25 protein-coding genes and 1 pseudogene are annotated in these 25,710 nt (G+C 73.2%); 18 read left to right on the forward strand and 8 right to left on the reverse strand.

Annotated elements, in window-relative coordinates; translation table 11 throughout:
- Positions 1 to 32: 32 nt before the first annotated feature.
- The 3 genes and pseudogenes from ACGFQ9_RS33875 to ACGFQ9_RS33885 all read left to right on the forward strand — a co-directional run.
- A pseudogene (locus ACGFQ9_RS33875) lies at positions 33 to 299 on the forward strand (GNAT family N-acetyltransferase); the annotation flags it as partial.
- A gap of 60 nt (positions 300 to 359) precedes the next feature.
- Entirely contained in the window at positions 360 to 590 is a 231-nt protein-coding gene (locus ACGFQ9_RS33880) for a hypothetical protein (RefSeq protein WP_393579276.1), read from the forward strand.
- Positions 591 to 605: 15 nt separating this feature from the next.
- Positions 606 to 2,150: a fused MFS/spermidine synthase gene (locus tag ACGFQ9_RS33885; protein WP_393579277.1), complete on the forward strand. Its 1,545-nt coding sequence runs from the start codon at positions 606 to 608 to the stop codon at positions 2,148 to 2,150.
- Positions 2,151 to 2,209: 59 nt separating this feature from the next.
- Here ACGFQ9_RS33885 and ACGFQ9_RS33890 read toward each other — a convergent pair whose 3' ends face one another.
- On the reverse strand, positions 2,210 to 4,225 hold the full coding sequence (locus tag ACGFQ9_RS33890; RefSeq protein ID WP_393579278.1) for an FHA domain-containing protein: 2,016 nt from the start codon (positions 4,223 to 4,225) through the stop codon (positions 2,210 to 2,212).
- A 361-nt stretch (positions 4,226 to 4,586) separates the two neighbouring features.
- Here ACGFQ9_RS33890 and ACGFQ9_RS33895 point away from each other — a divergent pair, with 361 nt between their 5' ends.
- The 4 genes from ACGFQ9_RS33895 (at position 4,587) to ACGFQ9_RS33910 (ending at position 8,552) form a co-directional block, all read left to right on the forward strand.
- Complete coding sequence (locus ACGFQ9_RS33895; RefSeq protein WP_393579406.1) at positions 4,587 to 5,936, forward strand: serine/threonine-protein kinase; 1,350 nt, start codon at positions 4,587 to 4,589, stop codon at positions 5,934 to 5,936.
- Positions 5,937 to 6,283: 347 nt separating this feature from the next.
- Positions 6,284 to 6,883, forward strand: a complete 600-nt coding sequence (locus ACGFQ9_RS33900) for a 2OG-Fe(II) oxygenase (protein ID WP_393579280.1) — start codon at positions 6,284 to 6,286, stop codon at positions 6,881 to 6,883.
- Positions 6,880 to 7,620, forward strand: coding sequence for a hypothetical protein (locus tag ACGFQ9_RS33905; protein WP_393579282.1), 741 nt, complete (start codon positions 6,880 to 6,882; stop codon positions 7,618 to 7,620). Before ACGFQ9_RS33900 ends, ACGFQ9_RS33905 begins: the two co-directional genes overlap by 4 nt.
- Positions 7,617 to 8,552: a glycosyltransferase family 2 protein gene (locus ACGFQ9_RS33910; RefSeq protein WP_393579283.1), complete on the forward strand. Its 936-nt coding sequence runs from the start codon at positions 7,617 to 7,619 to the stop codon at positions 8,550 to 8,552. Before ACGFQ9_RS33905 ends, ACGFQ9_RS33910 begins: the two co-directional genes overlap by 4 nt.
- Positions 8,553 to 8,924: 372 nt before the next feature.
- On the opposite strand, the gene ACGFQ9_RS33915 is transcribed toward ACGFQ9_RS33910, so the two are convergent.
- Entirely contained in the window at positions 8,925 to 9,305 is a 381-nt protein-coding gene (locus tag ACGFQ9_RS33915; protein WP_393579285.1) for a winged helix-turn-helix transcriptional regulator, read from the reverse strand.
- A 123-nt stretch (positions 9,306 to 9,428) separates the two neighbouring features.
- Here ACGFQ9_RS33915 and ACGFQ9_RS33920 point away from each other — a divergent pair, with 123 nt between their 5' ends.
- Entirely contained in the window at positions 9,429 to 10,313 is an 885-nt protein-coding gene (locus ACGFQ9_RS33920; protein ID WP_393579287.1) for an NAD(P)-dependent oxidoreductase, read from the forward strand.
- Positions 10,314 to 10,448: 135 nt separating this feature from the next.
- On the opposite strand, the gene ACGFQ9_RS33925 is transcribed toward ACGFQ9_RS33920, so the two are convergent.
- Complete coding sequence (locus ACGFQ9_RS33925) at positions 10,449 to 11,144, reverse strand: hypothetical protein (RefSeq protein WP_393579288.1); 696 nt, start codon at positions 11,142 to 11,144, stop codon at positions 10,449 to 10,451.
- Positions 11,145 to 11,894: 750 nt separating this feature from the next.
- On the opposite strand from ACGFQ9_RS33925, the gene ACGFQ9_RS33930 reads away from it, so the two are divergent.
- A complete protein-coding gene (locus ACGFQ9_RS33930; RefSeq protein WP_393579289.1) occupies positions 11,895 to 14,252 on the forward strand; it encodes an AAA family ATPase in 2,358 nt (785 codons plus the stop codon).
- Complete coding sequence (locus ACGFQ9_RS33935) at positions 14,249 to 15,064, forward strand: hypothetical protein (RefSeq protein ID WP_393579291.1); 816 nt, start codon at positions 14,249 to 14,251, stop codon at positions 15,062 to 15,064. The genes ACGFQ9_RS33930 and ACGFQ9_RS33935 overlap by 4 nt, the downstream gene beginning before the upstream one ends.
- A 100-nt stretch (positions 15,065 to 15,164) precedes the next feature.
- Here ACGFQ9_RS33935 and ACGFQ9_RS33940 read toward each other — a convergent pair whose 3' ends face one another.
- Entirely contained in the window at positions 15,165 to 17,327 is a 2,163-nt protein-coding gene (locus tag ACGFQ9_RS33940) for a hypothetical protein (protein WP_393579293.1), read from the reverse strand.
- A 295-nt stretch (positions 17,328 to 17,622) separates the two neighbouring features.
- Between ACGFQ9_RS33940 and ACGFQ9_RS33945 the strand changes: the two genes are divergently transcribed.
- On the forward strand, positions 17,623 to 17,793 hold the full coding sequence (locus ACGFQ9_RS33945; RefSeq protein ID WP_393579294.1) for a hypothetical protein: 171 nt from the start codon (positions 17,623 to 17,625) through the stop codon (positions 17,791 to 17,793).
- A gap of 106 nt (positions 17,794 to 17,899) precedes the next feature.
- Here the strand turns inward: ACGFQ9_RS33945 and ACGFQ9_RS33950 are convergent, their stop codons facing one another.
- Complete coding sequence (locus ACGFQ9_RS33950; protein ID WP_393579296.1) at positions 17,900 to 18,319, reverse strand: arsenate reductase ArsC; 420 nt, start codon at positions 18,317 to 18,319, stop codon at positions 17,900 to 17,902.
- Positions 18,320 to 18,605: 286 nt separating this feature from the next.
- Here ACGFQ9_RS33950 and ACGFQ9_RS33955 point away from each other — a divergent pair, with 286 nt between their 5' ends.
- From ACGFQ9_RS33955 to ACGFQ9_RS33970, 4 genes are read left to right on the forward strand one after another with little or no spacing between them, the layout of a single operon-like run.
- Positions 18,606 to 18,920 carry an ArsR/SmtB family transcription factor gene (locus ACGFQ9_RS33955; RefSeq protein ID WP_393579297.1) on the forward strand — a complete coding sequence of 105 codons (315 nt, stop codon included), beginning with the start codon at positions 18,606 to 18,608 and terminating at the stop codon, positions 18,918 to 18,920.
- 54 nt (positions 18,921 to 18,974) lie between these two features.
- Complete coding sequence (locus ACGFQ9_RS33960) at positions 18,975 to 19,760, forward strand: aquaporin (RefSeq protein WP_393579299.1); 786 nt, start codon at positions 18,975 to 18,977, stop codon at positions 19,758 to 19,760.
- Positions 19,757 to 20,797 (forward strand): ArsO family NAD(P)H-dependent flavin-containing monooxygenase, encoded by a 1,041-nt coding sequence (locus ACGFQ9_RS33965; protein ID WP_393579301.1) that lies wholly within the window; start codon positions 19,757 to 19,759, stop codon positions 20,795 to 20,797. Before ACGFQ9_RS33960 ends, ACGFQ9_RS33965 begins: the two co-directional genes overlap by 4 nt.
- Before the next feature lie 41 nt (positions 20,798 to 20,838).
- Entirely contained in the window at positions 20,839 to 21,381 is a 543-nt protein-coding gene (locus ACGFQ9_RS33970) for a DinB family protein (RefSeq protein ID WP_393579303.1), read from the forward strand.
- Here the strand turns inward: ACGFQ9_RS33970 and ACGFQ9_RS33975 are convergent.
- The 3 genes from ACGFQ9_RS33975 to ACGFQ9_RS33985 all read right to left on the reverse strand — a co-directional run bounded on the left by ACGFQ9_RS33975 (position 21,374) and on the right by ACGFQ9_RS33985 (position 22,625).
- Positions 21,374 to 21,874: a GNAT family N-acetyltransferase gene (locus tag ACGFQ9_RS33975; protein WP_393579305.1), complete on the reverse strand. Its 501-nt coding sequence runs from the start codon at positions 21,872 to 21,874 to the stop codon at positions 21,374 to 21,376. The two genes, ACGFQ9_RS33970 and ACGFQ9_RS33975, sit on opposite strands and share 8 nt — an antisense overlap.
- The gene (locus tag ACGFQ9_RS33980; protein WP_393579307.1) at positions 21,864 to 22,175 is read right to left on the reverse strand and encodes an ArsR/SmtB family transcription factor; all 312 of its coding nucleotides are present in this window, start codon (positions 22,173 to 22,175) and stop codon (positions 21,864 to 21,866) included. The genes ACGFQ9_RS33975 and ACGFQ9_RS33980 overlap by 11 nt, the downstream gene beginning before the upstream one ends.
- Positions 22,176 to 22,256: 81 nt before the next feature.
- The gene (locus ACGFQ9_RS33985; RefSeq protein ID WP_393579309.1) at positions 22,257 to 22,625 is read right to left on the reverse strand and encodes an ArsR/SmtB family transcription factor; all 369 of its coding nucleotides are present in this window, start codon (positions 22,623 to 22,625) and stop codon (positions 22,257 to 22,259) included.
- Positions 22,626 to 22,836: 211 nt separating this feature from the next.
- Here ACGFQ9_RS33985 and ACGFQ9_RS33990 point away from each other — a divergent pair, with 211 nt between their 5' ends.
- The 3 genes from ACGFQ9_RS33990 to ACGFQ9_RS34000 all read left to right on the forward strand — a co-directional run bounded on the left by ACGFQ9_RS33990 (position 22,837) and on the right by ACGFQ9_RS34000 (position 25,703).
- The gene (locus ACGFQ9_RS33990; protein ID WP_393579311.1) at positions 22,837 to 23,046 is read left to right on the forward strand and encodes a hypothetical protein; all 210 of its coding nucleotides are present in this window, start codon (positions 22,837 to 22,839) and stop codon (positions 23,044 to 23,046) included.
- Positions 23,047 to 23,115: 69 nt separating this feature from the next.
- Positions 23,116 to 24,477 carry an NAD(P)-binding domain-containing protein gene (locus ACGFQ9_RS33995; RefSeq protein WP_393579313.1) on the forward strand — a complete coding sequence of 454 codons (1,362 nt, stop codon included), beginning with the start codon at positions 23,116 to 23,118 and terminating at the stop codon, positions 24,475 to 24,477.
- 5 nt (positions 24,478 to 24,482) lie between these two features.
- On the forward strand, positions 24,483 to 25,703 hold the full coding sequence (locus ACGFQ9_RS34000; protein WP_393579315.1) for an MFS transporter: 1,221 nt from the start codon (positions 24,483 to 24,485) through the stop codon (positions 25,701 to 25,703).
- Positions 25,704 to 25,710: the final 7 nt, after the last annotated feature.

Genomic DNA, 25,710 nt, shown 5'->3' on the forward strand with positions numbered 1-25,710 from the left:
CTGCAGTTGACTTCGGCCTGCCGGTGGGACCGGTACGGGATCTGATGCGGCTTTCCCTGCTCATGGAACGCCGCTACCCGCCCTACAGCAAATGGCTCGGCAGCGCCTTCGCCCGCACGGGCCAGGCAGCTCTCCTCACCGCTCCTCACCAAGGCCCTCGCCGCCACCGACTGGCCCACCCGCGAGCACCACCTGGCCTGTGCCTACGAGGCCGTCGGGGCCACGCACAACAGGCTCCGCCTCACCGACCCCGTCGACCCCACCACACCAGACCATTCCGGGTCCTGCACGCCGAACGTAACCGACACCTGTTCGAGTAGTGGCGCTCTTGGTTCGCGCCGCGGGTGTTGTCGGCGGAGGTGGCGCGCATCGCGGCGGTGGGCCGGGCCGCGGTGGTGAACTGGCGTCGCCGGCACCCCGACTTCCCCCGCCCGGTGGCCGGTACGCACGTGCACCCGCAGTTCGACCGCCGCGCGGTCGAAGCCTGGCTCCTCACCCACGACGGGATCGAAGCCCCCACAGGTGGCGGACCGGCACCGTTGCTGCCCACCGGAAGTGACCGGGTGACATCTCCCGACGCCATTCTGTGACGGTCGCATGCAAGGATGCCGCCCGTGACCAGTTCGTCATCCTCACCCATGGCCGGGAACGCACACCGCAACCGCGTTCTGGGCCCCCGCACCGCCGCCGTGCTGGTGTTCGGTTCCTCTGCCGCCGTCCTGGTGGTCGAGATGGTCTCCCTGCGTCTGCTGGCTCCCTACCTCGGCCTCACCCTCGAGACCAGCACCATGGTCATCGGCATCGCCCTCACCGCGATCGCACTCGGCTCTTGGCTGGGCGGGCGCATCGCCGACCGGGTCAGTCCCCGCCGGCTCCTGGGCCCCTCGCTCGGGGTGTCGGGAGCGGTTGTGGCGCTCACTCCTTCCGTCCTGCGCACCACAGCGGAATGGGCCCCCTCGACACTCCTGCTGATCACCTCACTGACCATCCTCGTGCCGGGCGCGCTGCTGTCCGCCGTGACCCCGATCGTGACCAAGTTGCGGCTCACCACGCTGGCCGAGACCGGAACGGTCGTCGGCCGGCTGTCCGGCGTCGGAACCGTCGGCGCCATCGTCGGCACCGTCCTCACCGGTTTCGTCCTCCTCTCGCGGTGGCCGGTCAGTGGCATCCTGATCGGCCTCGGAACACTGCTGGTGGCCGGTTCGGCGCTGGTCGAGTGGCGCACGCGCGGGTGGAACGGCACCCCTGCGCTGCTCCTCGCGGTCGTCGCCGGCGGCCTCGGCACCACGGTCGCGCCCGGTGGCTGTGACACGGAGACCAGGTACCACTGCGCCCGGGTTGTCGCAGACCCCGACCGGCGCAGCGGCCGGACACTTCTCCTGGACGGCGTGCGGCACTCCTACGTCGACTCCGACGACCCGGCCTTCCTCAAGTTCACCTACGTGCGCGCCATCGCCTCGGTGATCGACGCCACCTTTCCCGAAGGCCGGCCGCTCGCCGCCCACCACCTGGGAGGCGGAGGGCTCACCCTTCCCCACTACCTTGAGGCCACACGGCCCGGTACGCGCAGCCTGGTGTCCGAAATCGACAGCGGCATCGCGCGCATCAACCGCGAGCGACTCCACCCGGGTTCGGCAGCCGGCCTCTCCGTACGCACCGAGGACGGCAGGATCGGCCTGCGGCGACTGGACGCCGACAGCCGCGACCTCGTCGTCGGCGACGCCTTCGGGGGCGTGAGCGTGCCGTGGCACCTCACCACGGTGGAAGCCATGACCGACGTACGGCGGGTGCTCGACGACGACGGTCTGTACGTCGCCAACCTCATCGACCACGGCGAGCTGGCCTTCGCGCGTGCCGTGGCGGCCACCCTCGGCGAGACCTTCGAGCACGTAGCCCTCATCGGCCAACCCGACGACAACCGCCTCGGCCGAACCGCCACCCCCAGAGGCGGCAACATGGTGGTCCTCGCCTCTGACCGACCGGTCGACCTGAGCGCAACCCAGCGAGCGCTGGACGCCCGGCACACCGGCTGGAAGATCGTCGCCGCCGGCGACCTCGCCACCTGGATCGGCGACGCCCAACCACTCACCGACGACTACGCCCCCGTCGACCAACTCCTCCAGCCCTACGGTCCAAAGACCAGCCACTGACAGGATCTTCTCTTGCGTGCGCCCGCTCCCGGCGCCCGCAGCTCGAAACGATCGCCGGGCTACTGGGTGTACTGCCCCACAGCGTTGTCGGCGCTGGGCAGCTGGGCGAGGGCCCGCGGGTCGGGAGGGCGCGGGACGAAGACCGGGGAGTCCGACTGGTAGAAGAGGTCGATGTCGACTTCCTCACCGCCGACGACCAGCGTGTCCCAGGCGCCGCTCTCCAGCAGGGTGCGGAGGGTGGCGGGGGCGATCGAGGCCAGGTGAGAGCGGAGCTCCGCGTCCGTGGGCAGCCCGGGCAGCCGTGAGCCCAGGCGCTCGCGGATCCCGGCCATCCGGTCCAGCAACGCTTCCAGGTCGCTCCCGTCCGCGGCACCGGCACCGGCGCCAGCACCGCCAGCCGCACCCGCACCCACGCCCGCACCCACGCCCGCACGGGCTGAGGCACCACTGCGTGCTGCCTCCCCACTACGTGCGATGACGTCCTTGATGGCGCGGGTGACGCCCTGCTCATCGGTGGTCACCATGGCGTTCCACGCCCGGCTCTTGTGCCGGTACTGGAGCATCGACATCGCCGCCTCGTGCCGGATGAAATCGGCGTCCCGCAGGGGCCTGCCCTGCCAGGCCCGGCTGAGTGAGCGGGCCAGCGAAGTCGCGGATGCGAGCCCGCTGTTGAGGCCGCGGCCCGGCCAGAAGTGGATGGCGTTGGCCGCGTCGCCCAGCAGGAAGCCGTAGGTGCCGGGGCTGGTCGCGGTCGGCCGGTGCAGCTGCGCGGTGAACCGCGGGCGCTGGACCATGTCCAGCCGGAACGAGGTGATCGCGGACAGATCCTCCTCCGCCACCCCGAACAGGCTGAGGCCCTGACGGATCTCCTTCCACAGGGGCGAACCGCGCAGCAACGCCGGCAGGAAGAGGGTGCCGTGCGTGGGGCAGCGGAACTCGTAGTCCTCCTCCTGGCGGCTCATCAGACAGGGGCGAGAGGCGATGCACTCCTCGAAGACCTGGCGGACCGGGTCGATACCGATGACGTTCTTGGCCTCCTCCCGGGTGAGCCGCATGTTCAGGAATCCCTCGCCGCGCAGCGAGTTGAGCAGGAACCGGTTCTGAGAGACGGTGAGCAGCACGCTCATCGGGTCCGGCAGCCTCGACTTGACCCGCAGACCCAGGACGATGTCCTGGAGGTGCTCGCCGTCGAGGGAGTAGATCGAGGCGTCTGCGGCACCGAAGCGGTCGGCGTAGTGCTCGCGGGTACGGGAGCGGCCGCCCTCGCTCACGACCAGGACGTGTTCCCGGATGAGCCGGTTCTGCTGTTCCTCCACGTCGAAACGCCGGGGGACGAGCCGGATCGCCGGCCGCCGGTTCGCCAGGTCGAGCAGCCGGTCCTCGATGTGGGCGATCCGGATGTTGCGCGGCGGGCGGCCGCCGACCGAGTCCGGGCCGACCGGCCACATCTCGGAATACGCGCCGGCGTCGTCGAACAGCGCGCCGAGCACCTCTTCGGACAGGGCCAGGTACTGCCTGCTCTGCACGGTCACCACCTGCTGGCGGCGGAAGTTGCCCTGGGATTCGTCCTTCCAGACGACCGAGGCGCCCTTCCTCGTCCAGCGCCCGTCGTAGACGGTGATGGCGGTCCGGCCGGGCAGCATCTCGTCCAGGGCCAGCGCGAAGGCCAGGCCCACCGGGCCACCGCCGGTGACCGTGACCCGCAGCGTGCCGGGGTCCGCGGTGTCCGCGGTGCCCGCCCGGGGGACGTCCAGGAGCGAGAGGTCCATGACCGTCTCCATGGCCTCCTGCCCCTCGTAGAGGAAGGTTTCATCGCCGATCCGAATGCAGTCGTTCGGGCGGAGCACGTGCCGGGTGACGCGCTGCTCGTTGACGAACGTGCCGTTGCGGCTGTCCCGGTCGTAGAGGACGAACCCGGCGTCCTCCGCGAGGATCTCGGCGTGCAGCCGGGAGGCGCTGGGGCTGACGATCACGACGCCGTTGTCGCTCTTGCGCCCAAAGCTGAGGGGCTCATCGCCCAGAACCACGCTCTGCCCGGTGAAAGGCCCGGTGCGGCCCACGATGACCGACGACACTCGACACTCCTTGATGACGACGCGGCTGGAACTGCCCGTACGAGAGGCACACGTTGTCGCGAACGTGTTCGGTTCAACCATTTCCCGGAACGTCTCGCTCACCGTTGAACCGGGCGCGCGGGCCGCACGTGATGTACGCGTCGGCCGACGAATCAGAGGGAGAACCGCCCCCATGCACAACGAGGAATCCGAGACCGTGACGGAGACCGCGCTCGCGGCCACCGGCGCGGCCATCGCACCGGACACGGACACGGACGCGGCCGCCACCATCAACGCCACAGCGGCCGCTTCCGGTGCCACGGGCGGGGAGCGGTTGATCGCGGGCCGCTACCGGCTGCTGTCCCGGCTCGGCGAAGGCGGCATGGGCACCGTCTGGCGGGCGCGCGACGAGACCCTCCACAGGGAGGTCGCGGTCAAGGAGGTACGGGCCCCGGCCGGCCTGCGGGCCGACGCCATCGCGCGGATGTACGGAAGGCTGGAGCGCGAGGCGTGGGCGGCGGCCCGGATACCCGACCGCAACGTGGTCACGGTCCACGACGTGGTCATGGAGGACGACCGGCCCTGGATCGTGATGGAGCTGGTGAGCGGGCGGTCGCTGGCCGATCTGCTGCGGGCCGAGGGCCCGCTCACCCCGCGGCACGCCGCGCACATCGGCGCCGAGGTGCTGAGCGCGCTGCGCTCCGCCCACGCCGTCGGCGTGGAGCACCGGGACGTGAAGCCGGCGAACGTGCTGCTCGCCGAGGACGGGCGGGTGGTACTCGGCGACTTCGGTATCGCGATGGTCGAGGGAAGCACCGCCCTGACCATGACCGGTGAGGTGGTCGGTTCCCCCGAGTACCTGCCGCCGGAGCGGGCTCTGGGCCGGGCCTCGGGCCCCGAGTCGGACCTGTGGTCCCTCGGCGTGATGCTGTACACGGCCGTGGAAGGGATCTCGCCGTTCCGCCAGAACACCGCGCTGAGCACCCTGCGGGCCGTGGTGGACGAGGAACCGCCGACGCCGACCCGGGCCGGCCCGCTCGCCCCGGTCATCGCCGGGCTGCTCCGCAAGGAACCCGCCGGGCGAACCCCCGCCGCCGAAGTCGCCGCGGCCCTGCGGGACATCGCCCACGAACCGGACGCCACCACGACGGCCGCCCGCGTCCTGCCGCCGCCTGAGGAACCCGCCACCGCGGCGGCGCCGGCGGCCACAGCCCCGCTCACACCCGCCGCACCCGACACATCGACCGCGCCCGCAACGCCCGCCGCCGCGCCCGCCGCCGGACCCCGCAAGCGCCATAAGGTGCCCCTCGTCGCAGTCGGGGCGGCCGCCTGCGTCCTGATCGCCGCCGCGACGGTCTACGCCGTCACCGGCAACGACGAGGACACCGCCCCCGGACCGGGCGTACGGGTGTCGGTGGCAGGCGCGAACACGACCTACACCGGCACCTGCCCGCCCCCCGAGGGGCGGGCGCCCGCGTTCACCGCGACCTTCACCGCGCCCGAGCCGACCCTGATCTCCTACCGCTGGGTGTCCGGTGACGGCTCGGTGGTGGACCCGCACTGGCGCACCCTGTCGATCGGCGACGAGGCGAACCCCACCGGGCACGACACCGTGCGCCTGACGACCTGGGCGAAGACCGGCACCCTCACCACCGGGATGGCCGTGGAACTCCAGAGCCCCATCCGCACCACCTCCAACCCAGTCCCCTTCTCCATCACGTGCACCGGCTGACTCCCGGCCGGGACGCCGGGCGGGCGCGACGGGGAGAACGGGTCGGCGGCCGGGACTGTGCGGCGCACTCGACGTGCTCCTCCTGAAGCTCCGCCCCGCGGGTGGCCACCAGCGCTGCCGGCCCGTCATGAGGTGCTTCTTCGGGTCGTCGGGCCGGATCCGGAAGGCGACCGTGCCGGTGCCGGCACCGACCCATGGCGTCCGTCGCCCGGTGTTCCGCCACGCGAGCTAGTCCGGCGTGCCGGTCCCGGTGAGCCAGGCTCGACTGCAGGAGTCTGGACCCATCCCACGCGATGTACCAGACCGGGAGGCGTCAGCACATGCGACCCCAGTTCAGGACGCAGAACGTGGCGTCGGCCGAAGACTTCCTGTCGGCCGCCGAGTGCGCCGACGTCATCCGGGCCATGGACGAGTCACCCCGCGAGCCGGCCCAGGTCGTCCGAGCCGGCGAATCGATCCTGGACACGGGACTGCGCCACTGCTTCGACCACCACTTCCCCGAAGAACACAAGCGGCGCATCGGTGAACGCATGGCGTCCTACTTCGACGACCACCGCGCGGAGTTCGACTCGGACGCGGACTTCCTGTACGGCCCGTACTTCATGTCGTACGAGAAGGGCAGCTACTTCCGTGCACATCGCGACGTCGCCAACCACAAGGACGATCCACCGAGGCTGGCCGCCCACCGCTGGTCGCTGCTGCTCTACCTCAACGGCCGCCGCGCCAACGGGTCCCTGCCGACCTTCGACGGCGGCGCGCTCACCGTCTACGAAACCGATCCCCGGTTGCGTGACCGGCGGGTCGTCGTCGTGCCGCAGCCGGGAATGCTGCTGTTGTTCCGGTCCTCACTGATGCACGAGGTGGCGACCGTGCTGGACGGCACGCGGTACGCGGTCGCCGGATGGATGTCCAGTGCAAGCTCCCCCGCGTTCGGAGGCCCTCGATGACCTGCCACTCCCCGGCCAACGAGTCCGTCCGGATGCGCGTGTCCGGTGCCACCGACCTGGAGACGCGGTCCGCGCTCGCGACGTTCTGCCGCCACAACGGCTACCCGCAGCTCTTCACCGAGGTGCTGGAGCCACTGCTGTCCGGGCAGGGCCTCCTCCTGGCGCTGGCCGCGACGGAGCGGCCGTGGCCGCCCAAGGGCATCGGGTCGCAGACGATCGAAGCGGTGGGCATGGCCATGATCGGAACCGAAGGCCGGGCCCACCTCACGCCGGTCCTGACCGACCGGCGGAACGCCACCAACATCGGTCTCGTCGGGGCCATGACCAAGCAACTGCTCGAGCACCTGCACGAGGCAGACGTGCCGTCGGCCGGCTATCTCGTGCGCCAGGGCGACCGGGCACTCGAGCGCGCCCTGGAGCAAGCCGGTTTCGCCGAGGCGGACTTCCGATCTTCCACCGACTTCGCCGACTACCTGGAGTTCTCCGCCCCGCCACAGAAGGTCATGGACGCGCTGGGCCTGTCCCGACTACGTGTCGGCGACCTGCTGGACCTCAGCCTGGACGGCGCGGAGCTCGACCGTCTGGGTTCCTACCACTTCGCGCTCACCGCCGGAATCACGGCCTATCTCCAGGACTCGCTCCGGCACGCGGCCCTCCTGCCCGGCCTGATCGACCTGGTCGCCACCCTGCCTCCCGGGGGCGTACCGCCGGGCACTCCCGGGCCGCCGGCGACATGAGCCGTACGCCGTCCACGGCCGCTCCCGTGCGGCGCGGCAGGCAGCCCGGGGCGCCGCCGGTCTCGCTGGTCGTCTCGACGCTGAACGAGGGGGCCGAGCTGCACGCGACCCTTGAGTCCGTGTTCGCCGGTTCCGTCGCCGCCGACGAGACGATCGTCGTCGACGACGGTGGCACCGACGGCAGCTGCGCCGTGCTGGAGCGGGCGGAGTGGCGGGCCCGCGGGGTCGTGGTGCGCCGCATCCGGCGGAGCGGGGTCGCGGCGGCCCGCAACGAGGGCGCCCGCCTCGCCCGCGGTACGCACCTGGTGTTCCTGGACGCCCACTGCCGGCTGGAGCGGAACTGCCTGGCACGCCTGCGGGCAGCGCTGGACGCCAGGCCCGACGCCGTTCTCGCGCCCGCCGTGCGCGACGCCGGTGGCACGGCGGCGGGCTGCGGGGCGCGGCTGATCGACGCCCACCTGCGGGTGCGCTGGCTGCCTCCCGAGCCCGAAGGCACCGCCGTCTACCCCGTGCCCCTCGCGCCGGGCGGCTGCCTCGCGGTGCACCGGGAGACCTTCGACCGGTTGGGCGGCTTCGGCGCCTTCCGCGAACTCGGCCTGGAGGACGTGGACTTCGGCCTCCGGGCGTGGCGCGCCGGGGTCGACGTGCTGGCCGTCCCGGGGGCACGGCTGGCACACCGGTTCCGCCCGTATCCGCCGTACCGCCTGACCTGCACGAGCCGCGCGTACAACATGGCACGGGTCGCGCTCGTCCACTTCGACGGTCCGCGCCGCGAGGAGTGCCTGCGCAAGGTGATCGGTACGCCGAGGGCCGCCGAAGTGCTGGTCGAGGCGTTCGCCGGCGACTGGGAGGCGCGGCGGGCCGCGGTCGAGGCGACCAGCGTGCGCTCCATGGAGGCGTACTTCGCGAGGTTCGGCGACTGGCGGACGTGAGCGACGGCATGATGACCCACACCGTCTGCCACACGCTCGGGAGTGGTGGGTGTCGTCCGCGCGGAGGGCGGTGCGGATGCCGGTGCGGATGCGGGTGATGACCACGGCGATCAGGCAGAGGGCGATGACGCTCTCGGCCCGCAGGAAGGCGAACCGGTCCGGCACGCAGCCGATCGGGGGAGCGCCGGGAGCGGCCGGCACCCGGGGCGCGCCGGGCAAGGGCGGCGCCCAGCCCGGCATCGTGCTCACCGCCCCGCAGGATGGGATCCCGCTGTTGTGTCGTCCGCCAGGAGCCGTGCGGGAGGAGCCGACGGGCCGCGCGCTCGACCCTGGGCATGGAGGTCGGTAGCCCAGCCCGAGCGTCCCGGACGCCTATGGGACCTGACCCGGCGCCCCGGCGTCGACGGAGACCCTCGCGGCTCCGATGCGGTGCATGCGTTCGGTGCCCCACTCTCCCAAGGAGGCCAGGGCGGCGTTGAGCGAGACGCCGGGCTCCGTCAGGGAGTACTCCACCTTCGGAGGCACCTGCCGGTACACCTCGCGGTGTACGAGCCCGTCCTCCTCCATCTCCCGCAGGTGCTGGATCAGCATCTTCTCGCTGACGCCGGGCAGGCCGCGCCGCAACTCGGCGAACCGGCGGGTGCCGTGGTGATGCAGCTCCCACAGGATCAGCGGCTTCCACTTGCCGGCGACCACGTCCATGGCCGCGTCGATGCCGCAGAAGTAGGGGCCGCGCCGTCCCGATGTCGCCATGCGCTCCTCCTGGCCGTACTTACCCGCGGGTGAGTACCTGACTATTTAGTCCGTACTGGTCAACCCTACTGGCAGCGAAAAGAATCGAGGCGAACGACAACGACTCGACAGGAGCCCCAGGAAATGACGACCGACAACATCGGCGGCAGCGTCCAGGTGAGTGTGCTCGGGCTGGGAGCGATGGGCAGTGCCCTCTCCAGCGCCCTGGTGAAGGCCGGGTACGAGACCACGGTCTGGAACCGCTCCCCGGGGAAGGCGGACGGCCTCGTAGCGCAGGGCGCGCGGGCAGCCGGGACGGCCGGCGAAGCGGTGGGGGCTGGTGGGGTGGTGATCGCGTGCCTGCTGGACCACGGCTCGGTCCGCGAGGTGCTCGACCCGCTCGCCGGTGAGCTGGCCGGGCGGGTCTTGATCAACGTCACCACGACGACCCCGGCTGAGTCCCGGGAGTTGGCTGCCTGGGCCGCCGACGCCGGGATCGCGTATCTGGACGGCGGCATCATGGCTGTACCGCCCATGATCGGCCACCCCGGCTCCTCGATCCTCTACAGCGGATCGGCCGACGCCTTCGACCAGTACAAGCCGCTGCTCGACGTGTGGGGCACCAGCACGTACTTCGGCGAGGACGCCGGGCTGGCGCCCCTGTACGACCTCGCCCTGCTGGCGGGCATGTACGTCATGTTCGCCGGATTCATGCACGGAGCCGCCATGGTCGCCCCCGCCGGAGTGACGGCGCGCCAGTTCGCCGCCATGGCCGCCCCGTGGCTGACCGCCATGACCGGCGCTTTCGAAGGCTTCGCAGCGGTCATCGACGGCGGGGACTACACAGTGGAAGGACAGCAGAGCCTCGTGTTCTCCAGCCTCGGCGACCTCCTGGCCGCAAGTTCCGACCAGGGCATCAGCACGGATGTGCCTGCCATGGTCCAGCGCCTCATCCAACACCAGATCGACGCCGGCCACGGCGAGGAGGGTTTCGCCCGCATCATCGAAAGCATCAAGCAGCCGGGCTGAGCGTGCGCCGCACCGCCCTCCTGTTGGGGTGCCGATCCCAGGCCGAGCACGAGGCGCCCTGCTCCGGTACGCGTCCGACCGCCCCGACGCGAAGCTGACATAAGCCGTGGCGGTAGCCGCCCGTCGAGGACACGGTCAGGGCTGAACCCGCCTGTCCGGGCCTGCTGCCTGGACCGCCCGGAGCGCGGGGTCGGGCAGCCGCCCGAAGGGAGTGACCTGCCCGGCGGTCGACGCGTGCCCATCGAACAGCGCCGCGGGGTGGCGGGCCACGGAGGCGACCGCACGGGTCCACCGCTCGCCCTGGGTCGCCGGACTCGGCTGCCCGAACGAGGTGTTGTGCTCGCCCTGCCGGGTGTCGGCCGCGTCCAGCGACTCCGTCTCCACCGGAACGTGCCCCGAGGTCACCCAGCGGTCGCCGTCTTCCTCGCCCGACATCGCGATGACGTATCGGCGGCCCGGCCGCAGTCGCGACGCCGTGTCCGTCTCTTCGTATGCCGCGTACACGGTCATGGTGCCGGGCACGGTGCCCCGGAACACGTGTCCGGTGCGGACCCGGTACGCCACCTGTACGGCGTCTCCGGCGTAGGGCAGTGTGAACGAGGCGTACGCGCCGGTCACTTCGCCCCACACGAGTGCGTCGGAGTGCCCGGCGAGGTCGGCGTCGTCGGTGGGGCGGTAGACCAGGCAGCCGCCCGCCGTCGGGAAGACGTCCGGGACCGGCTGCGGCGCGGCGGCCACCAGGGCCGCCCCGGCCGCCGCGAGGGCGGCCATGGCGCCGGCGTACCGGCGGTTCGAGGTGGGCCCGGACCGGCCCGTGGGGACGATGCGCATCCCGGGACGGTAGCGGTCCCGCCCTCGGCACGATCGTTTCGGCGGTCGGGCTGTCGCCCGATGGAAGCACACCGGCCAGGCCGTCTCGCGCGGACTCTGACGGTCAAGCCCGCGTCGTCCGGTGTCGTGTGTCGCGAGATCCCAGCGGTAGCCGGGGGAACAGGATCGGGTAGAGACGGCCTGGACGCGTACGTGGCCCCGAGGGCGTCGAGCTGGTCGGCGTCGAGCCGGTTGCGCCGATGCTTCTGGCTGAGACGATGGCGGATCCTGCCGCCGGGGAAGATCGCGGTGATCGCCGTGGGCCCTCGTGGCGCGCCCCGGCGTCGACGGAGACCCGACGGCTGGAGGCCGACGATGTCGACGGGGTCGTTGAGGGGCAGCGTCCCCCGCACGATCCGTTGCCGGTGGATCACCGCCGGTTCCGCCGCGATGCCGCCCGCCTCCGCGGGGCCGGTCGCGCCCGTGGCGGTTCCCCGTCGCCGGCGCCGTGGCCGGAGTCTCCCTGGCCGGCACCGGCACCGCGACGACCGGCACCGCACCCGCCGCCGTCCGGGGCACCGCCTGCGTCCCAGGTGCCGGACTCCGCGCACCCCGTAGCCCTCCAACGACCGGCCCCACCACCGGGAATGCCGGGACGCGCCGGGTCTCCGCCGATAGGGTGGCCGCCGGGCTGGGTCGGCGGAACCGGCCGGGGGACCAAGGGGGCTCACGGGCGGCGCGGAGTCGCCCGTCGACGGGCGGGGGTGCGGCGTGGGTACGGGCACGGGCACGGGCGGGGAACGGCGGACGACGGCGGGTGAGGGCACGCCTCCGCCGGCGCCGACGAAGGTCCGGGCGGGCACGGACACAGGCAAGGGTACGGGCGGACACGGGGGCGGGGCCCTGGGCGCCGGCGGAGACGCGGGCCGGGGCGCGGAGGCGGGCGCGGGTCCCGATGCGGGCCCGCGCACGCACGCGCGCACCAGCACGAACGCGGGTTCGGATGCCGGCCCGGACCCCCGCGAGGCGGTCCACCCGGACGCGGGTGAAGACCCGGTTCCGTCCGTGCTCCTCATGGGCGTCGGCCGGTTCCGCCGCTCCGTCGCGCCCGACGAGGAACCCGCGCCCGGCGCCACCGGATGGGACGACCTGCCGTTCGTTCCGGAACTGCTGGACCGTCTGCAAGCCGCCTACGAGGCGCTGTCCTACCGGGTACTGACCGCTGCGGACCCCGACCGCGTCACCGTCCGGAACCACTGGAACACGGCCTCCGACGGCGCGTTCCGCGTCGTCCACGTCATCTCCCACGGCGACACCGGCCCCGCGGACACCAACCGGCCCCTGCGCGCCGCGACCCCCGGGCGGATCGCGATGGTCCCGTCGGACGGGGACACCGGCCCGGGCACCGACGTGAGCCACTGGGTCGAGGACGCCCACGCCCAGCCGCACCCCATGCTGTTCGTCGTCGACCTGTGCCGGGCCGGGCGCGCCGCCCGTACCGCCCGGCTGGCCGACGTCCCCGAACAGGACCTGCACGCATGGGTGATCGCCGCCACCGGACCCGAAGACCCGGCCTACAACGGCGCGTTCAGCACGGCGGTCGCCGAAGTCCTCGAACGCGTCGCCGAGGACGGCCTCGACACCGCACCCTCCCTGCGGTACGTGCGCTGGGACCGAGCGGCCACCGCCGTCCAGCGGCACCTCGGCCGGCTCAGCCCGCGCCAGCGTGTCCACGTCACCCGCGTCGACCCCTCCCAGCCACTGCCGGAGCTCCCGTTCTTCCCCAACCCGAACTGGGAGGGCGACCTCCGTCTGGAACGGCTCGGCGCCGTCACCGCACCCTTACGCGACTTCACCGGACCCGGCACCGAACACTTCACGGACCGCGTCGGCGACCACTTCGTCGGCCGGCGCCGCCAGTTGTCCGCGCTCGCCCCGTGGATCGACGGCGCCGGGTCCGGCGGCCTGCGCCTCGTCACCGGCGCGCCCGGCTCCGGGAAGTCGGCGCTGCTGGGCGCCCTGGTGTGCGCCGGCCACGAGGAGATCGTCGCCGCCGCCCCCGACATCCGCCGCCACCTGGCCGCGCAGCACCCGGACGGCACCCCCTCGCCCAATCCGGCGCTGGCCGCCGTCCACGCCCGGGGCCGGGACCTCGACGCCGTCCTCGCCTCCCTCGCGCGCCAGTGGCGGCTGCCGGCACCGCCCGTCCCGGCTGCTGTTCCCGCGGGTTCCGCCGCGCCCGGCCGGACGGGAACCCGGGACCGGGGGGAGGGCCGGTGGACCGTGCCCGACCTGCTGACGGCCGTGCGGGAGCTGCCCGCCGCGCCGCCGCTCGTCGTCGACGCCGTCGACGAGGCCGACGACCCGGCCGCCCTGGTCGGGGAGTTCCTGCTCCCGCTCGCCGAGACGCTGCGCGCGGACGGCCGGCCCGCGGTCCGCCTGCTCATCGGCTCCCGCCGCGGCGGACACCTCGGCCCGCTCCTCGACCGCGCCGCCGCCTCCCCGGACGCCCTCCTCGACCTCGACGGCGTACCCGCCGGCGAACTCCTCGCCGACCTCGAACAGCACCTGGTCCACGTGCTCGCCGAACTGCCCGGCTACCGCGCGCCCGAACGCCGTCCGGTACGCACCGCCCTGGCCCGGTCCGCGGCCGCCGCGCTCGCCGGCGACCCGCGTACCCACCGGGAGTGGGGTCCCTTCCTGGTCGCACGCGTCTACGGCCGGGCCCTGGAGTCCGTCGAACCGCCGCCCGGTGAGGAGGCCGCCGCCCGCCTGGGCGCGCGGGTGCCCCGCACCCTGCCGGAGGTCCTCGCACTCGACCTCGGGTCGCGCCCCGACGGGGACCGGCTGCGGGCGGTGCTCACGGCGCTCGCCTTCGCCAAGGGCGAGGGCTTCCCCCTGGAGGCAGTGAGCGCCGTCGCCCCGGAGTTCGCGCCCCCGGAGGGACCCGGGATCGACCCGGCTGACGTCCGGCCGCTGCTGGAAGCGGGCCGCTTCTACGTGCGCACCGGTGTCGAGACCGACGGATCGACCCTCTACCGCCTCTTCCACCAGGGCCTCGCCGACCACCTCCGGCACCGGCCCGCACCCCCAGGCTTCCGTCAGAACGGTTCGAGGAGGAACGCATGAGGATTGTCGGCATCCACGGCATCGGCAACCACCGCCCCGGCGAGTCGCCCGAGGAAGCGGCACGGCACCTGTCGGAAATCTGGGCGCGCGCCCTCGGCGCCACCGCCGGGGACGTGGTCGAGGTCGTCTACTACGCCGACCTGCTGCGCCCGCCCGGCCGGCAGGGCAACGGCCTCCTGGCGGACCTGTCGGAGGAGGAGGCACTGATGCTCGGGGAGATCCTCGCCGAGCACCTCACCGGACCTGTCCGCATCCCTCAGGGAAGGGTGACCGAGTTCCTCCGCGACCAGCTCGCCGAGGTAGCCGAGTCCTGGGCGTGCCCGGAGTCGCTGGTGGAATGGGTGATGACGCACTGGGTGAAGGAGGCCACCGCCTACCTGACGCCGGGCCCGGCCCGCGACGGCGTCCAGGACCGGCTGCGTACGGCACTGGACCGGCAGCGTCCCGACGTGCTGGTCGCCCACTCCCTCGGTTCGGTGATCGCCTACGAGACCCTCCACCGGGAGGACACCGCGACCGTCCCGCTGTGGCTGACCCTCGGCTCGCCGCTCGCTCTGCGCAAGGCCGTGTTCGACCGGCTCACCCCCGCCCCGGCCGGGGGCAGGGGCGCCCGGCCCCCGGCGGCGGGGCGCTGGGTGAACGTCGCCGACCCGGGCGACCTGGTCGCGCTGCCCGCCAAGGGCGTCTCGGCCCGGTTCACCGGTGTCGAGGCCGACCTGGAATGCGTCATCCACCAGGGCATCGGCTTCCACAGTGCGTCGAACTACCTCGCCGCCGGCACCGTCACCCGGCTGCTGTGGAACGGGACCTGAGTCGTGACGCCTGGCTTCCGGCGTCACGGGCCAGTGCCACGGGTCGGCGTCACGGGCGGGCGGCACTGCAGGGCGTCACGGGCGGAGCCGTGGGCCGGTGTCACGGGCCGGTGTCCGTGGCGGAGTCCGGACCGGTGCCCGCACCGGCGCCCGCGCCCGCGCCCGCGTCCGCGCCGGTGTCCGCGCCGGTGTCGGTGTCGTCACCGACGGACGGGAGGTCGAACACCGCCACGTCCGAGCCCAACGCCATCAGCAGGGAACCCGGTTCGCCCGGCGCGCCCGGCTCCACCGTGCTCAGGCCACCGACGGCCCGCAGCACCGGCCAGTCGTGCAGGCAGGACCCCGTCCCCGCGTCCCAGGTCCGCAGCGAGCCGTCGCTCCCCGCGCTGAACACGAGCGTGCGGCCGGCGCCCGCCGCGCAGGCCAGGGCGGTCACCGGCCGGGTGTGGCCGGTGAGTTCCGGACCGTGCTGGCGGAACCGGGCCAGGTCCCACACGCGTACGGTGAGGTCCTGGCTCCCGGTGACCGCCAGCGGGGTGCCGTCCGGCGCGGTAGTGCACACCACGGCGTGCACCGGACCGGTGTGGCCGGCGAGCACGCCCAGGTCGAGGCCGGTCGCGGCGTCGCGGACCACGACCGTGCCGTCGGCCACGGTCACCAGCCGCACCTCCGTCCCGCCGACCACGGCCGCCGGGCCGTCCGCCCCGCGGCCGGAGCCACCCGGGCCGGGGTCCGCGGGCCCGGTGTCCTCCGGCGCCCCGTCGACCGGGTCGCCCGTGCGGGCGTCCCACACCAGGACCGGCTCTCTCCCGTCCGAACCGGCGCTCGCCACCACCGGCCGCCCCCCGACCCGTGACGACCACACCCGCCGGACCCCGTACCGGTGCCCGGCCAGCGGGGCGCCGACCGGCTCCGCGTCCAGCGCCCACACCCGCATCAGGCCCTGCCGGTCGGCGGTGGCCGCGACCGGACGGCCGGCGACCCGGGTGCAGGCGATGTCGGTGACGGTGTCGGTGTGCAGCCGCCACGTCTCCCCGAACGGCGTGCCGTCCAGCACGTTCCACGTCCGTACGGTCGTGTCGTAGCCCCCCGTCACCGCCACCGGAACATCCCCCACGGCGACGCAGTCCACGGCGTACAGGGTGTCGTCGTGGGCCCGTTCCACGGTGTGCAGCAATCGGCCCGGGCCGGAAAGGTCGAAGCACTGCACGGTCGTCCCGCCGACGACCACGGCGAAGGGGCGGCCGGCCACGGACGTGCAGGCGACGGCGGCCGCACCGGGCAGGCACGGCAACGGCTCACCGTGCCGTTCACCGGTCCGGAGGTCCCAGCGGACGAGGGTGCCGCGGCCCGCGCCGACCGCCATCGGGGCGCCCTCCGCCTCGTAGCAGGCGAGCGCCGACACCCCGCCGGGCGGCCCGGGCAGGGCGCCCCCGCGCCAGTCGGAGGCCGTCAGGTCCCACACGCGGGGACCGGTCGTGGAATGCTGCTCGGCGACGAGGACGACCGGTGCGCCGTCGACCAGGGCGCACGCCACCTGCGGGACGCCGTAGCGGGTCGGCACCTGGCAGACGTGACGGCCACCGTCGTCGTCGGCGTCCCACACCTGGACCGTACCGTCGAACTCGGCGCTGACCAGCAGGGCGTGGCCGTCCACGGAACCGACCGAGGCCGTCCGCCACACGACCTCGGAGTGGCCCCACAGCGGGCGCCCGGTGAACCGGCCGCTGAACAGGTCCCAGACCCGCACGCGCCCGTTCCAGCCGCCGGTCACCAGCGCAGGCCGTCCCGCCACCACCGCCGGGGCCACCGCGGTCACGGTCTGCGGCACCCCCGAAGTGCTGTCGCGCAGCGCGCTGTTCATCCGGCCGCCGGTGCGCCAGCGGGGCCGCGGAGCATCCGGCGGGAGACCGGCACGGAAGGCTTCGGCCAGGGCTGGCAACCGGTAGCCGCACGCGTCGAGGGCGAGCACGGCCCGCCGGGCCCCGGGTTCCATGTACCGGTGGACGCCGACGCCGGCCCGGTAGACGGCCACCGCTTCGGCGGCCGCCCGGGACCGGAACCCGTCGAGGGCGGGGACCAGGGTGACCGGGTCGGCGTGCACCAGGAACCCGGCGTCGGTGAGGAGTTCGTCGGCCCGGCCGGCGTCGGCGGCGTGCTCGACGGCGTGCCGCCGCAGGTACGGGGGAGCCGCCGCCCAGGCGCCATCACCCCGGGCGGGATCCAGCAGGCCGAGCAGCCGGTCGAGCACGGCACCGGCCACGGAGGCGCCGGACGTGTCCGGGCCGACCGGTCCGGGACCGGCTCCTCCGTTGCCGGCCCCCGCGTCGCCGGTTCCTCCGGGGCCGTTGCCGCCAGGGCCGGTTGCGTCCGGGGTGGTTCCTCCGGTGTCGGTTCCTGCGGTACCGGCACCGGTTGTTCCGCTCCCGGACCCGTCCGCTCCGCCCGCCGCGGCCGCCGCCGCGGCCGCCGCCGCGGACACGCCGGCCGGAGCGGGGCCACTGTCCCCTGCCCGCTCCCCGGGCCCCTCACCGGCGCGTCGCCCGTTCCGTTCGCCCATGCCCGGTGCCTTCCCCGCCCACCCGGCGCCAACCACCCCGTCCGCCGCGTGCACGGCGCGGTCAGCCCCGCGCGAGGAGGCGTTCCAGCGGCAGGGAGACCCGTCACGGCTCCAGCCGGGTGACCAGCACCCGCGCGTACTGCGGGCGCGGATCTTCCGGGACGAGTAGCCCTTGTCCGCGACGACCCGGTCCGGGCGGGTCCGGGGGCGGGGCCGGAGCCTATGACGATGACGTTGCGTACGTCGTCCGCCGTGCTGGTCTCCGTCACGTCGTTTCAGCCATTGGCCTTGGCGTCGATCTCGGCGATGAGGCCCTCGACGAGGGCCTTGATCTCGTCGCGGATGGGGCGGACGGCCACGACTCCCTGGCCCGCGGGGTCTTCGAGCTGCCAGTCGAGGTAGGTCTTGCCGGGGAAGTAGGGGCAGGCGTCGCCACAGCCCATGGTGATGATGTAGTCGGACGCCTGGGCGGCCTCGGGGGTGAGGACCTTGGGCTTCTGGTCGGAGATGTCGATGCCCAGCTCGGCCATCGCGGCCACCGCGGAGGGGTTGATCTGCTCGCCGGGCACGGAGCCGGCGGAGCGGACCTCGACGCGGTCCCCGGCGAGGTGGCGCAGGAAGCCCGCTGCCATCTGGGAGCGGCCGGCGTTGTGGATGCAGACGAAGAGGACGGACGCGGCAGGCGTGGAGGACATCGTTCTTCCCTGGGGATCAGGCAACTGCGGGGGATGCGGGGTGGTTCAGGTGCCGAGCTCGGCGAGGAGTTCGGTGATGCGGCCGTCGATCGCGTCGCGGATGCCGCGCACGAAGGCGATCGGCGCGCCGTCCGGGTCGGGCACGGGCGAGCCGGGCTGCCCCCGCGGCGCGGCGTTCGTCCGGCAGAAGGGGCGAGGAAGGCGTGGACATGGCGTTCCTGTTCAAGGAGCCAATAAGGTCAGCTCAGGCTGGTGTCAGCCCAAGATGATGTGACAGTATCAGTACATGATGACGTCAGTCGACACTGATCTGATCCGGGTCCTGGCCGACCCGCTCAGGCTCCAGATCGTGACCCTCCTTGCCCGCGAAACGCTCTGCACCACCCACCTCGTGGAGGAGACGGGCGCGAAGCAGACGAACCTCTCCAATCACCTGAAGGTGCTCAGAGAGGCCGGGGTCGTCGAGACGGAGCCCTGCGGGCGGTACATCTACTACCGCCTGCGCCCGGAAGTCATCGAAGGCATCGCCGGTCAGTTCACCGACCTCGCCCGGACCGCGCGTGCCACCGCCGAAGCGAACCTCAAACGGTCCTGCCCATAAGCCCCTGGCGGCCCCCGGCCGCCGATGTCTCACCTGTCCGAGGAGACCCCTGCCGTGACCGCCACCGAGCCCGCTGCGAGCGACGCCATAGCCCCCGTCGGCACGTCGCCGCAGCCCGCGCCCGGCGCCACCCCGCCCCGTACCCCGCTGGTCGCCCGCGCGGCCGCCGAGCTGGTCGGCACCGCCGCCCTGGTCGCGGTTGTGGTCGGCTCGGGCATCCAGGCCACCGAGCTGACCGGCGACGTCGCGCTGCAGCTGCTGGCGAACTCCACCGCCACGGTCTTCGGCCTCGGTGTTCTGATCGCTCTCCTCGGCCCGGTCTCCGGCGCCCACTTCAATCCGGCGGTCACGCTGGCCGAGTGGTGGACCGCCCGTCGCGGTGGTGCCGGGGTGAACGCCCGCGAGCTGGCTGTCTACGTGCCCTCGCAGATCGTCGGCGCGATCGCGGGCGCGATCCTGGCGGACGCGATGTTCGGCGAGCCCCTGGTGAAGTGGTCCGCTCACGACCGCTCGGCCGGGAACCTCCTCCTCGGCGAGGTGGTCGCCACGGCGGGCCTGATCCTGCTGATCTTCGGCCTGGCCCGCACCGACCGGCTCCGCTTCGCCCCGATCGCAGTGGCCTCGTACATCGGCGCCGCTTACTGGTTCACCTCGTCCACGTCGTTCGCGAACCCGGCCGTCACCATCGGCCGCGCCTTCACCGACACGTTCGCGGGCATCGCCCCAGCCTCCGTGCCCGCCTTCATCGGCATGCAGCTGATCGGTGCCGCGGTGGGCCTGGCCCTGGTGGCGGTCATCTTCATGCGCGGCAAGACCGACAGCGGGCAGCCCGCCGCATGACGCGGCACGCGGATGTGGTGGTGGTCGGCGGCGGCCAGGCAGGGCTCGCAGCCGGCTACCACCTGCGCCGGGCGGGCGTCGACTTCACCATCCTCGACGCCCAGGCCACCCCGGGCGGGGCCTGGCAGCACGCCTGGGACTCGCTGCACCTGTTCTCCCCGGCCGCCTACTCCTCCCTGCCCGGCCGGCTCATGCCGGCGCAGGAGGGCAAGACGTTCCCGGACGTCTCCCACGTACTGGAGTACCTCGCCTACTACGAGAAGCGGTACGAACTCCCCGTCCAGCGGGGCGTCCGCGTCGAGGCCGTCCGCGACCAGCACCCTGTCCTGCGCGTCGAAACCGACTCCGGCACCTACACGGCCCGCGTCGTGATCAGCGCGACCGGCACCTGGTGGCGCCCCTTCCTGCCCGCCGTCCCCGGCCGTGAGCACTTCCTGGGCCGCCGGCACCACACGGTCGACTACCGCAGCCCCTGGGACTACGCGGAACAGCGCGTCATCGTCGTAGGCGGCGGCAACTCCGGCGCCCAGGTTGCCGCCGACCTCGCGCCGCACGCCACCGTCCGCTGGGTCACCCGGCGCCCGGCCCGCTACCTCCCGGACGAGATCGACGGCAGCGCCCTCTTCGAACTCGCCACCCGGCGCGTCCAGTCCGGCGGACCCCGCATCTCCGACCTCGGCGACATCGTCGCCGTCCCGCCCGTACGCGCCGCCCGCGACGCCGGACTCATCCCGGACCACCGGATGTTCGACAGCCTGACGGTCGAGGGAGCCCGCTGGGCCGACGGCAGCATCTGGCCCTGCGACGCGATCATCTGGTGCACGGGCTTCCGCCCCGCCCTCTCGTACCTGTCCCCGCTGGGCCTTCGTACCGAGGGCGGCCGCATCCCCACCGAGGGCACCCGCGCCGTCGCCGACCCACGCGTCCATCTCCTGGGCTACGGCGACTGGACCGGGCCCGCGTCCGCCACCCTCATCGGGGTCGGCCGTACGGCACGCGGAGCCGCCCGGGAGATCGCGGAGTTCCTCGGCGCCTGAATCCGCCCGGGGACGGGAATCATCGCGGTGGACGGGCGCGGATGATGAACGAGACGGCGATGGACCGGCAGGCCGTGTTCGCGGACTACGAGCGTGCACGGCGGACCTTCCACGACCTGCTTGACAACGCCACGGAAGCCGACCTCGCCCGCCCCACCCGCGGTACCCGGTGGACGAACGAGCAGCTGCTGTGGCACATGTTCTTCGGCTTCCTGGTCGTGCGGGTGCTGCTGGTCCTCGTCCGGGTCTTCACGCGGCTGCCCCGCAGCGCCGGCGAGGTCTTCGCCAGGGCGCTGAACGCCGCGACAAGGCCGTTCGACTGGGTCAACTATGTCGGCCCGTGCGGTGCGGTGAAGGTCTTCGGGCCGCGCCTCACCAGTGCCACGTTCGACCGGGTCATCGGCTCCCTGCACCGCCGGCTCGTGGCGGAATCGGATTCCGGCCTGGCTCGCGGCATGCACTTCCCCGTCCGCTGGGACCCGTTCTTCCAGGACTTCATGACGCTCGCCGACATCTACGGCTATCCGACCCGGCACTTCGACTTCCACCGCCGCCAGCTCACCCTGGACGGCGAGGTCAGCTGATCTGCGGGCTCCGGCGCTCCAGCAGGACCACGTCGCGCCATGCGCCGTGGTGGCGGCCGATGCGCTCGCGGGTGCCGATGACGCGGAAGCCGGCCCGGGCGTGGAGGGCGAGGCTGGCGGTGTTCTCGGGGAAGATGCCGGACTGGATGGTCCAGATCCCGGCGGCCTCGGTCGAGGCGATCAGGGCGTCCAGCAGGGCGCGGGCGACGCCGCGGCCGCGTGCCTCGGGGTGGACGTAGACGGAGTGCTCGACCACGCCCGCGTACGCGCACCGGTCGGAGACCGCGCTCGCGGCGACCCAGCCCAGCACCCGCCCGTCGTTGTCGGCGGCGGCGAACCGGTGCGCGGACAGCTTCCCGGCACTGAAGACGTCCCAGGTCGGTGCCCGGGTCTCGAAGGTGGCGTTGCCCTCCTCGATTCCGGCCTGGTAGATCGCCAGTACCTGCTTGGCGTGCGCGGCTGTCATCGCTGCGATGCGGATCTCAGCAGCCATCGGCGGGCGCCTCCCCGCAGAGGATCGCGCGCATGGCGCGGGGGAAGACGCTCTGGCAGGTGCGGTTGACCGTGTAGAGGGTGGAAGTGCCCTGCCTCTCGGCCAGGACGAACCGCACCTCGGCCAGGATCTTGAGGTGGTGGGAGACCGTCGACTGGCCGACCTCGGTCCGCTCCACGACCTCGCCCACGCTCATCGCCCGGCCCTCGCCGGCCAGCAGGTGCAGCAGGCGCACGCGGGTGGGGTCGGCCAGGGCCTTGAACCAGCCCGCGTACATGCGGGCGTCATCATCGCTGAGCACGAGAAGAGCCTCCTTCATCGTTCATCGACGATAATCGATGAATGATGACGTTGGCCACCCCCGGCCCGGCCGGGAGGGGCCCTACGCCTCTCGGGCGGCGCCGGCCAGCAGCGCGCCCATGGCGGCGAGCACGGAAGGCTCGACTCGGTAGTACACCCACGTCCCCCGCCGCTCGGAGGACAGCAGTCCGGCCTCCTTCAGTTTCTTCAGATGGTGGGAGACGGTCGGCTGGGACACCCCGACGTCGGAGATGTCGCACACGCATGCCTCGCCGCCTTCGTGGGAGGCGACGGCGGAGAACAGCCGGAGGCGGACGGGGTCGCCGAGCGCCTTGAACATCTTCGCCGCGACCTCGGCCTCCTCGGCCGACATCGGGCGCTCGTTCAGCGGGGGGCGGCAGGCTGCGACGACGTCGGGCTCCAGGAGCGGCAGAACCTTCGCATTCGACATGCGTCTATGTTGACACATGTCGAATCAGCGCGGTAGTGCGGGGCTTGGGCGCCGCCGCCGCGCCGGGGGCGCCCGGCGGCATCCAGCGCGCCGTCCGGGCCCGGCGGACTCCCGGACTGAATTGATGAATGTCTATGTTGACGTCTATCGATACAGGTGCCATGCTGATCGTGCAAGCCATAGACAAACATCGAAACACCAAGGAGTCGTCATGAACGAGCCGGTCACCCCCACCAGCCCCGACCACGCAGAGACGGCGGCCCCCTGTTGCGGCCCCGCCCCCGCACAGCCCGCCGCCGAGGCGGCGCTCGCCCGGTCCTCCCCGTGCTGCGGCACCAACGAGGACGCGGAAGCCGCCGGAGCCTGCTGCGACCCGGAGGCCAAGCACGCAGCCGTCACCACCGGTGCCGGCTGCTGCTGACCACCCGAGCCCACCCCCGCCCCCGCCCCCGTCCACCCGCCCGCCTGCACGAAGACCCGGAGACCTGTCATGAGCGAGACCATCACCGAGCTGCCCGTCGTCGTCATCGGGGCCGGCCCCGCCGGACTCGCGGCCGCAGCCCACCTCGTCGACCGCGACATCACCCCGCTTGTCCTGGAAGCCGGCCCGGTCGCCGGAGCAGCGGTGCGCGAGTGGGCCCACGTGCGGCTGTTCTCCCGCTGGGGCGAGGTCGTCGACCCGGCCGCCGAGAAGCTCCTCGCTCCGACCGGATGGGTCAAGCCGGCCGAGGACACCTGTCCCTCCGGCGGCGACTGGGCCGAGCGCTACCTCCAGCCCCTGGCCGACATCCTCGGCGAGCAGGTCCGCTACGACGCACGCGTGACCGGCGTCTCCCGTACCGGCCGCGACCGCATCGTCGACGCCGACCGCGAGGCCCAGCCGTTCGTCGTCCACTACGAGAGCGCCGACGGCCGCGAGCAGAGGGTCTTCGCCCGGGCGGTCATCGACGCATCCGGCACCTGGTCCACCCCCGGCCCCGCCGGCGGCAGCGGACTCGCCGCGCTCGGCGAGAAGGCCCTCGGGGACCGGATCACCTACCGCGTCCCGGACCTGAACGACCCCGAGACCCGGGCCCGGTACGCGGGCAAGCGCACCGCGGTCATCGGTTCCGGCGCCTCCGCCTTCACCGCCCTCGCCTACCTGGCCGACCTTGCCAAGGCCAAGGACGGCACCGGCACCCACGCCACCTGGATCCTGCGCCGGGGCATCTCAGGCTCGACCTTCGGCGGCGGCGAGGCCGACCAGCTCCCCGCCCGCGGCGCCCTCGGCCTGGTGGCGAAGGCCGCGGTCGACGGCGGTTACGCCGACGCGGTCACCAGCTTCCGCACCGACGTCATCGAGCGCACCGACGACGGCGGCGTGATCCTCATCGGGGAGGACGGCCGCCGCCTGAACCCGGTGGACGAGGTCATCGCCCTCACCGGCTCTCGCCCCGACCTCTCCTTCCTCGACGAGCTGCGCCTGGGCCTGGACGAGCGCCTGCAGGCTCCGGTCGAGCTGGCGCCGCTGATCGACCCGAACCGGCATTCCTGCGGCACCGTCCACCCCCACGGCGTGAACGAGCTCTCCCACCCGGAGAAGGACGTCTACCTCGTCGGCATGAAGTCCTACGGCCGCGCCCCGACCTTCCTGGCGATGACCGGCTACGAGCAGGTCCGCTCGATCGCCGCCGCCATCGCCGGCGACCACGAGGCCGCCGAGCGCGTCGAACTCACCCTCCCCGAGACCGGGGTCTGTGGCGGAGCGGGCCTCTTCGACGAGCCCGAAGCCACCGAGCAGAGCGGCGACGGATGCTGCGCGGCGCCGGCCACCCTCACCATCGGAGCCCCCGCCACGTCGGGCGGCTGCTGACCGGCATGCCACACACCCAGGCCGGCGTGGCCGCGACAGGGACGGGGGTCCGGTCGCGGCCACGCGCCGTGCTGCCCGCCCTGTGTGCCACGCAGATCACCAGCTGGGGCGTCCTCTACTACGCCTTCCCCGTCCTCAACCCCACCATCACCCACGACACCGGCTGGCCGGCAGGCGCGACAACAGCCGCGTTCTCCGCCGCCCTCGTGGTTTCCGCCATCCTCGGAATCTTCGTCGGCCGCGTCCTGGACCGTCGCGGGCCCCGCGCCGTCATGACGGCCGGCTCCGTCCTCGGCCCGCTCAGCCTCCTCATCGTGGCCGCAGCCCCGAACCCGGCGGTCTTCGTGGCCGGCTGGCTGTCGGCCGGGGCGGCGATGGCCGCCACCTTCTACCCGCCCGCCTTCGCCGCACTGACCCGCTGGTGGGCCCCCGACCACATCCGCGCCCTGACCATCGTCACCCTCGCCGGCGGACTTGCCTCCACCGTCTTCGCACCCCTGACCGCCCTCCTTGCCGCCCACTACTCCTGGCGCACCGCCTACGCCGTTCTCGCCGCGATCCTCGCCGCCCTGACCATCCCCACCCACGCCCTTGCCCTGAGAGCCCCCTGGCCACCGGCCCCCGACAGCCCCCGCCACGCGGCCGCCGGACCGGACCCCGTGGCGCGCAGCCGGGCGTTCTGGATGCTCGCCGCGACCTTCACCCTCTCCGCGTTCGCGATGTACGCCGTCGTCATCACCCTCGTCCCGCTCCTCCTGGAACGCGGCTACACCACCGCCGAAGCCGCATGGGCCCTCGGCCTCGGCGGCGCCGGCCAGACCCTCGGCCGCACCCTCTACGCCGCACTCGCCCGCCACACGGGTGTCGCCACCCGCACCGTCACCCTCGTCGGACTCGGCGGCCTCACCACCGCAGCCCTCGCCCTCATCCCAGGGCCCTCCGGACTGCTCGTCGCGCTGTCCGTGCTGGCCGGCATCGTCCGGGGCAACCTCACCCTCCTCCAGGCCACCGCCGTCACCGACCGCTGGGGAACCGCCCGCTACGGCCGCCTCTCCGGCCTCCTCGGTGCCCCCGCCCACGCCGCAGCCGCTCTCTCACCCTTCGCCGGCACCGCCATCGCCGGCCCTCTCGGCGGCTACCCGGCCCTGTTCGCCGTACTGGCCGCGCTCTCGGCCGCGGCCGCCCTCACGGCGATCGGGACCCGGCTCAAGCCGCCGGCAGACTGACCCGGCC

Source organism: Streptomyces sp. NPDC048603 (assembly GCF_043199475.1).
Classification (GTDB): domain Bacteria; phylum Actinomycetota; class Actinomycetes; order Streptomycetales; family Streptomycetaceae; genus Streptomyces.

Bases quoted from the DNA above. Each gene is read 5' to 3' on its own strand.
- ACGFQ9_RS33915 (WP_393579285.1), bottom strand. From the start codon at position 9,305: ATGGCGACATCGGGACGGCGCGGCCCCTACTTCTGCGGCATCGACGCG.
- ACGFQ9_RS33935 (WP_393579291.1), top strand. From the start codon at position 14,249: ATGAGGATTGTCGGCATCCACGGCATCGGCAACCACCGCCCCGGCGAG.
- ACGFQ9_RS33910 (WP_393579283.1), top strand. From the start codon at position 7,617: ATGAGCCGTACGCCGTCCACGGCCGCTCCCGTGCGGCGCGGCAGGCAG.
- ACGFQ9_RS33895 (WP_393579406.1), top strand. From the start codon at position 4,587: ATGGGCACCGTCTGGCGGGCGCGCGACGAGACCCTCCACAGGGAGGTC.
- ACGFQ9_RS33975 (WP_393579305.1), bottom strand. From the start codon at position 21,874: ATGGCTGCTGAGATCCGCATCGCAGCGATGACAGCCGCGCACGCCAAG.
- ACGFQ9_RS33990 (WP_393579311.1), top strand. From the start codon at position 22,837: ATGAACGAGCCGGTCACCCCCACCAGCCCCGACCACGCAGAGACGGCG.
- ACGFQ9_RS33905 (WP_393579282.1), top strand. From the start codon at position 6,880: ATGACCTGCCACTCCCCGGCCAACGAGTCCGTCCGGATGCGCGTGTCC.
- ACGFQ9_RS33995 (WP_393579313.1), top strand. From the start codon at position 23,116: ATGAGCGAGACCATCACCGAGCTGCCCGTCGTCGTCATCGGGGCCGGC.
- ACGFQ9_RS34000 (WP_393579315.1), top strand. From the start codon at position 24,483: ATGCCACACACCCAGGCCGGCGTGGCCGCGACAGGGACGGGGGTCCGG.
- ACGFQ9_RS33955 (WP_393579297.1), top strand. From the start codon at position 18,606: ATGATGACGTCAGTCGACACTGATCTGATCCGGGTCCTGGCCGACCCG.
- ACGFQ9_RS33970 (WP_393579303.1), top strand. From the start codon at position 20,839: ATGATGAACGAGACGGCGATGGACCGGCAGGCCGTGTTCGCGGACTAC.
- ACGFQ9_RS33920 (WP_393579287.1), top strand. From the start codon at position 9,429: ATGACGACCGACAACATCGGCGGCAGCGTCCAGGTGAGTGTGCTCGGG.
- ACGFQ9_RS33925 (WP_393579288.1), bottom strand. From the start codon at position 11,144: ATGCGCATCGTCCCCACGGGCCGGTCCGGGCCCACCTCGAACCGCCGG.
- ACGFQ9_RS33950 (WP_393579296.1), bottom strand. From the start codon at position 18,319: ATGTCCTCCACGCCTGCCGCGTCCGTCCTCTTCGTCTGCATCCACAAC.
- ACGFQ9_RS33885 (WP_393579277.1), top strand. From the start codon at position 606: ATGCCGCCCGTGACCAGTTCGTCATCCTCACCCATGGCCGGGAACGCA.
- ACGFQ9_RS33965 (WP_393579301.1), top strand. From the start codon at position 19,757: ATGACGCGGCACGCGGATGTGGTGGTGGTCGGCGGCGGCCAGGCAGGG.
- ACGFQ9_RS33985 (WP_393579309.1), bottom strand. From the start codon at position 22,625: ATGTCGAATGCGAAGGTTCTGCCGCTCCTGGAGCCCGACGTCGTCGCA.
- ACGFQ9_RS33945 (WP_393579294.1), top strand. From the start codon at position 17,623: ATGCCCGGTGCCTTCCCCGCCCACCCGGCGCCAACCACCCCGTCCGCC.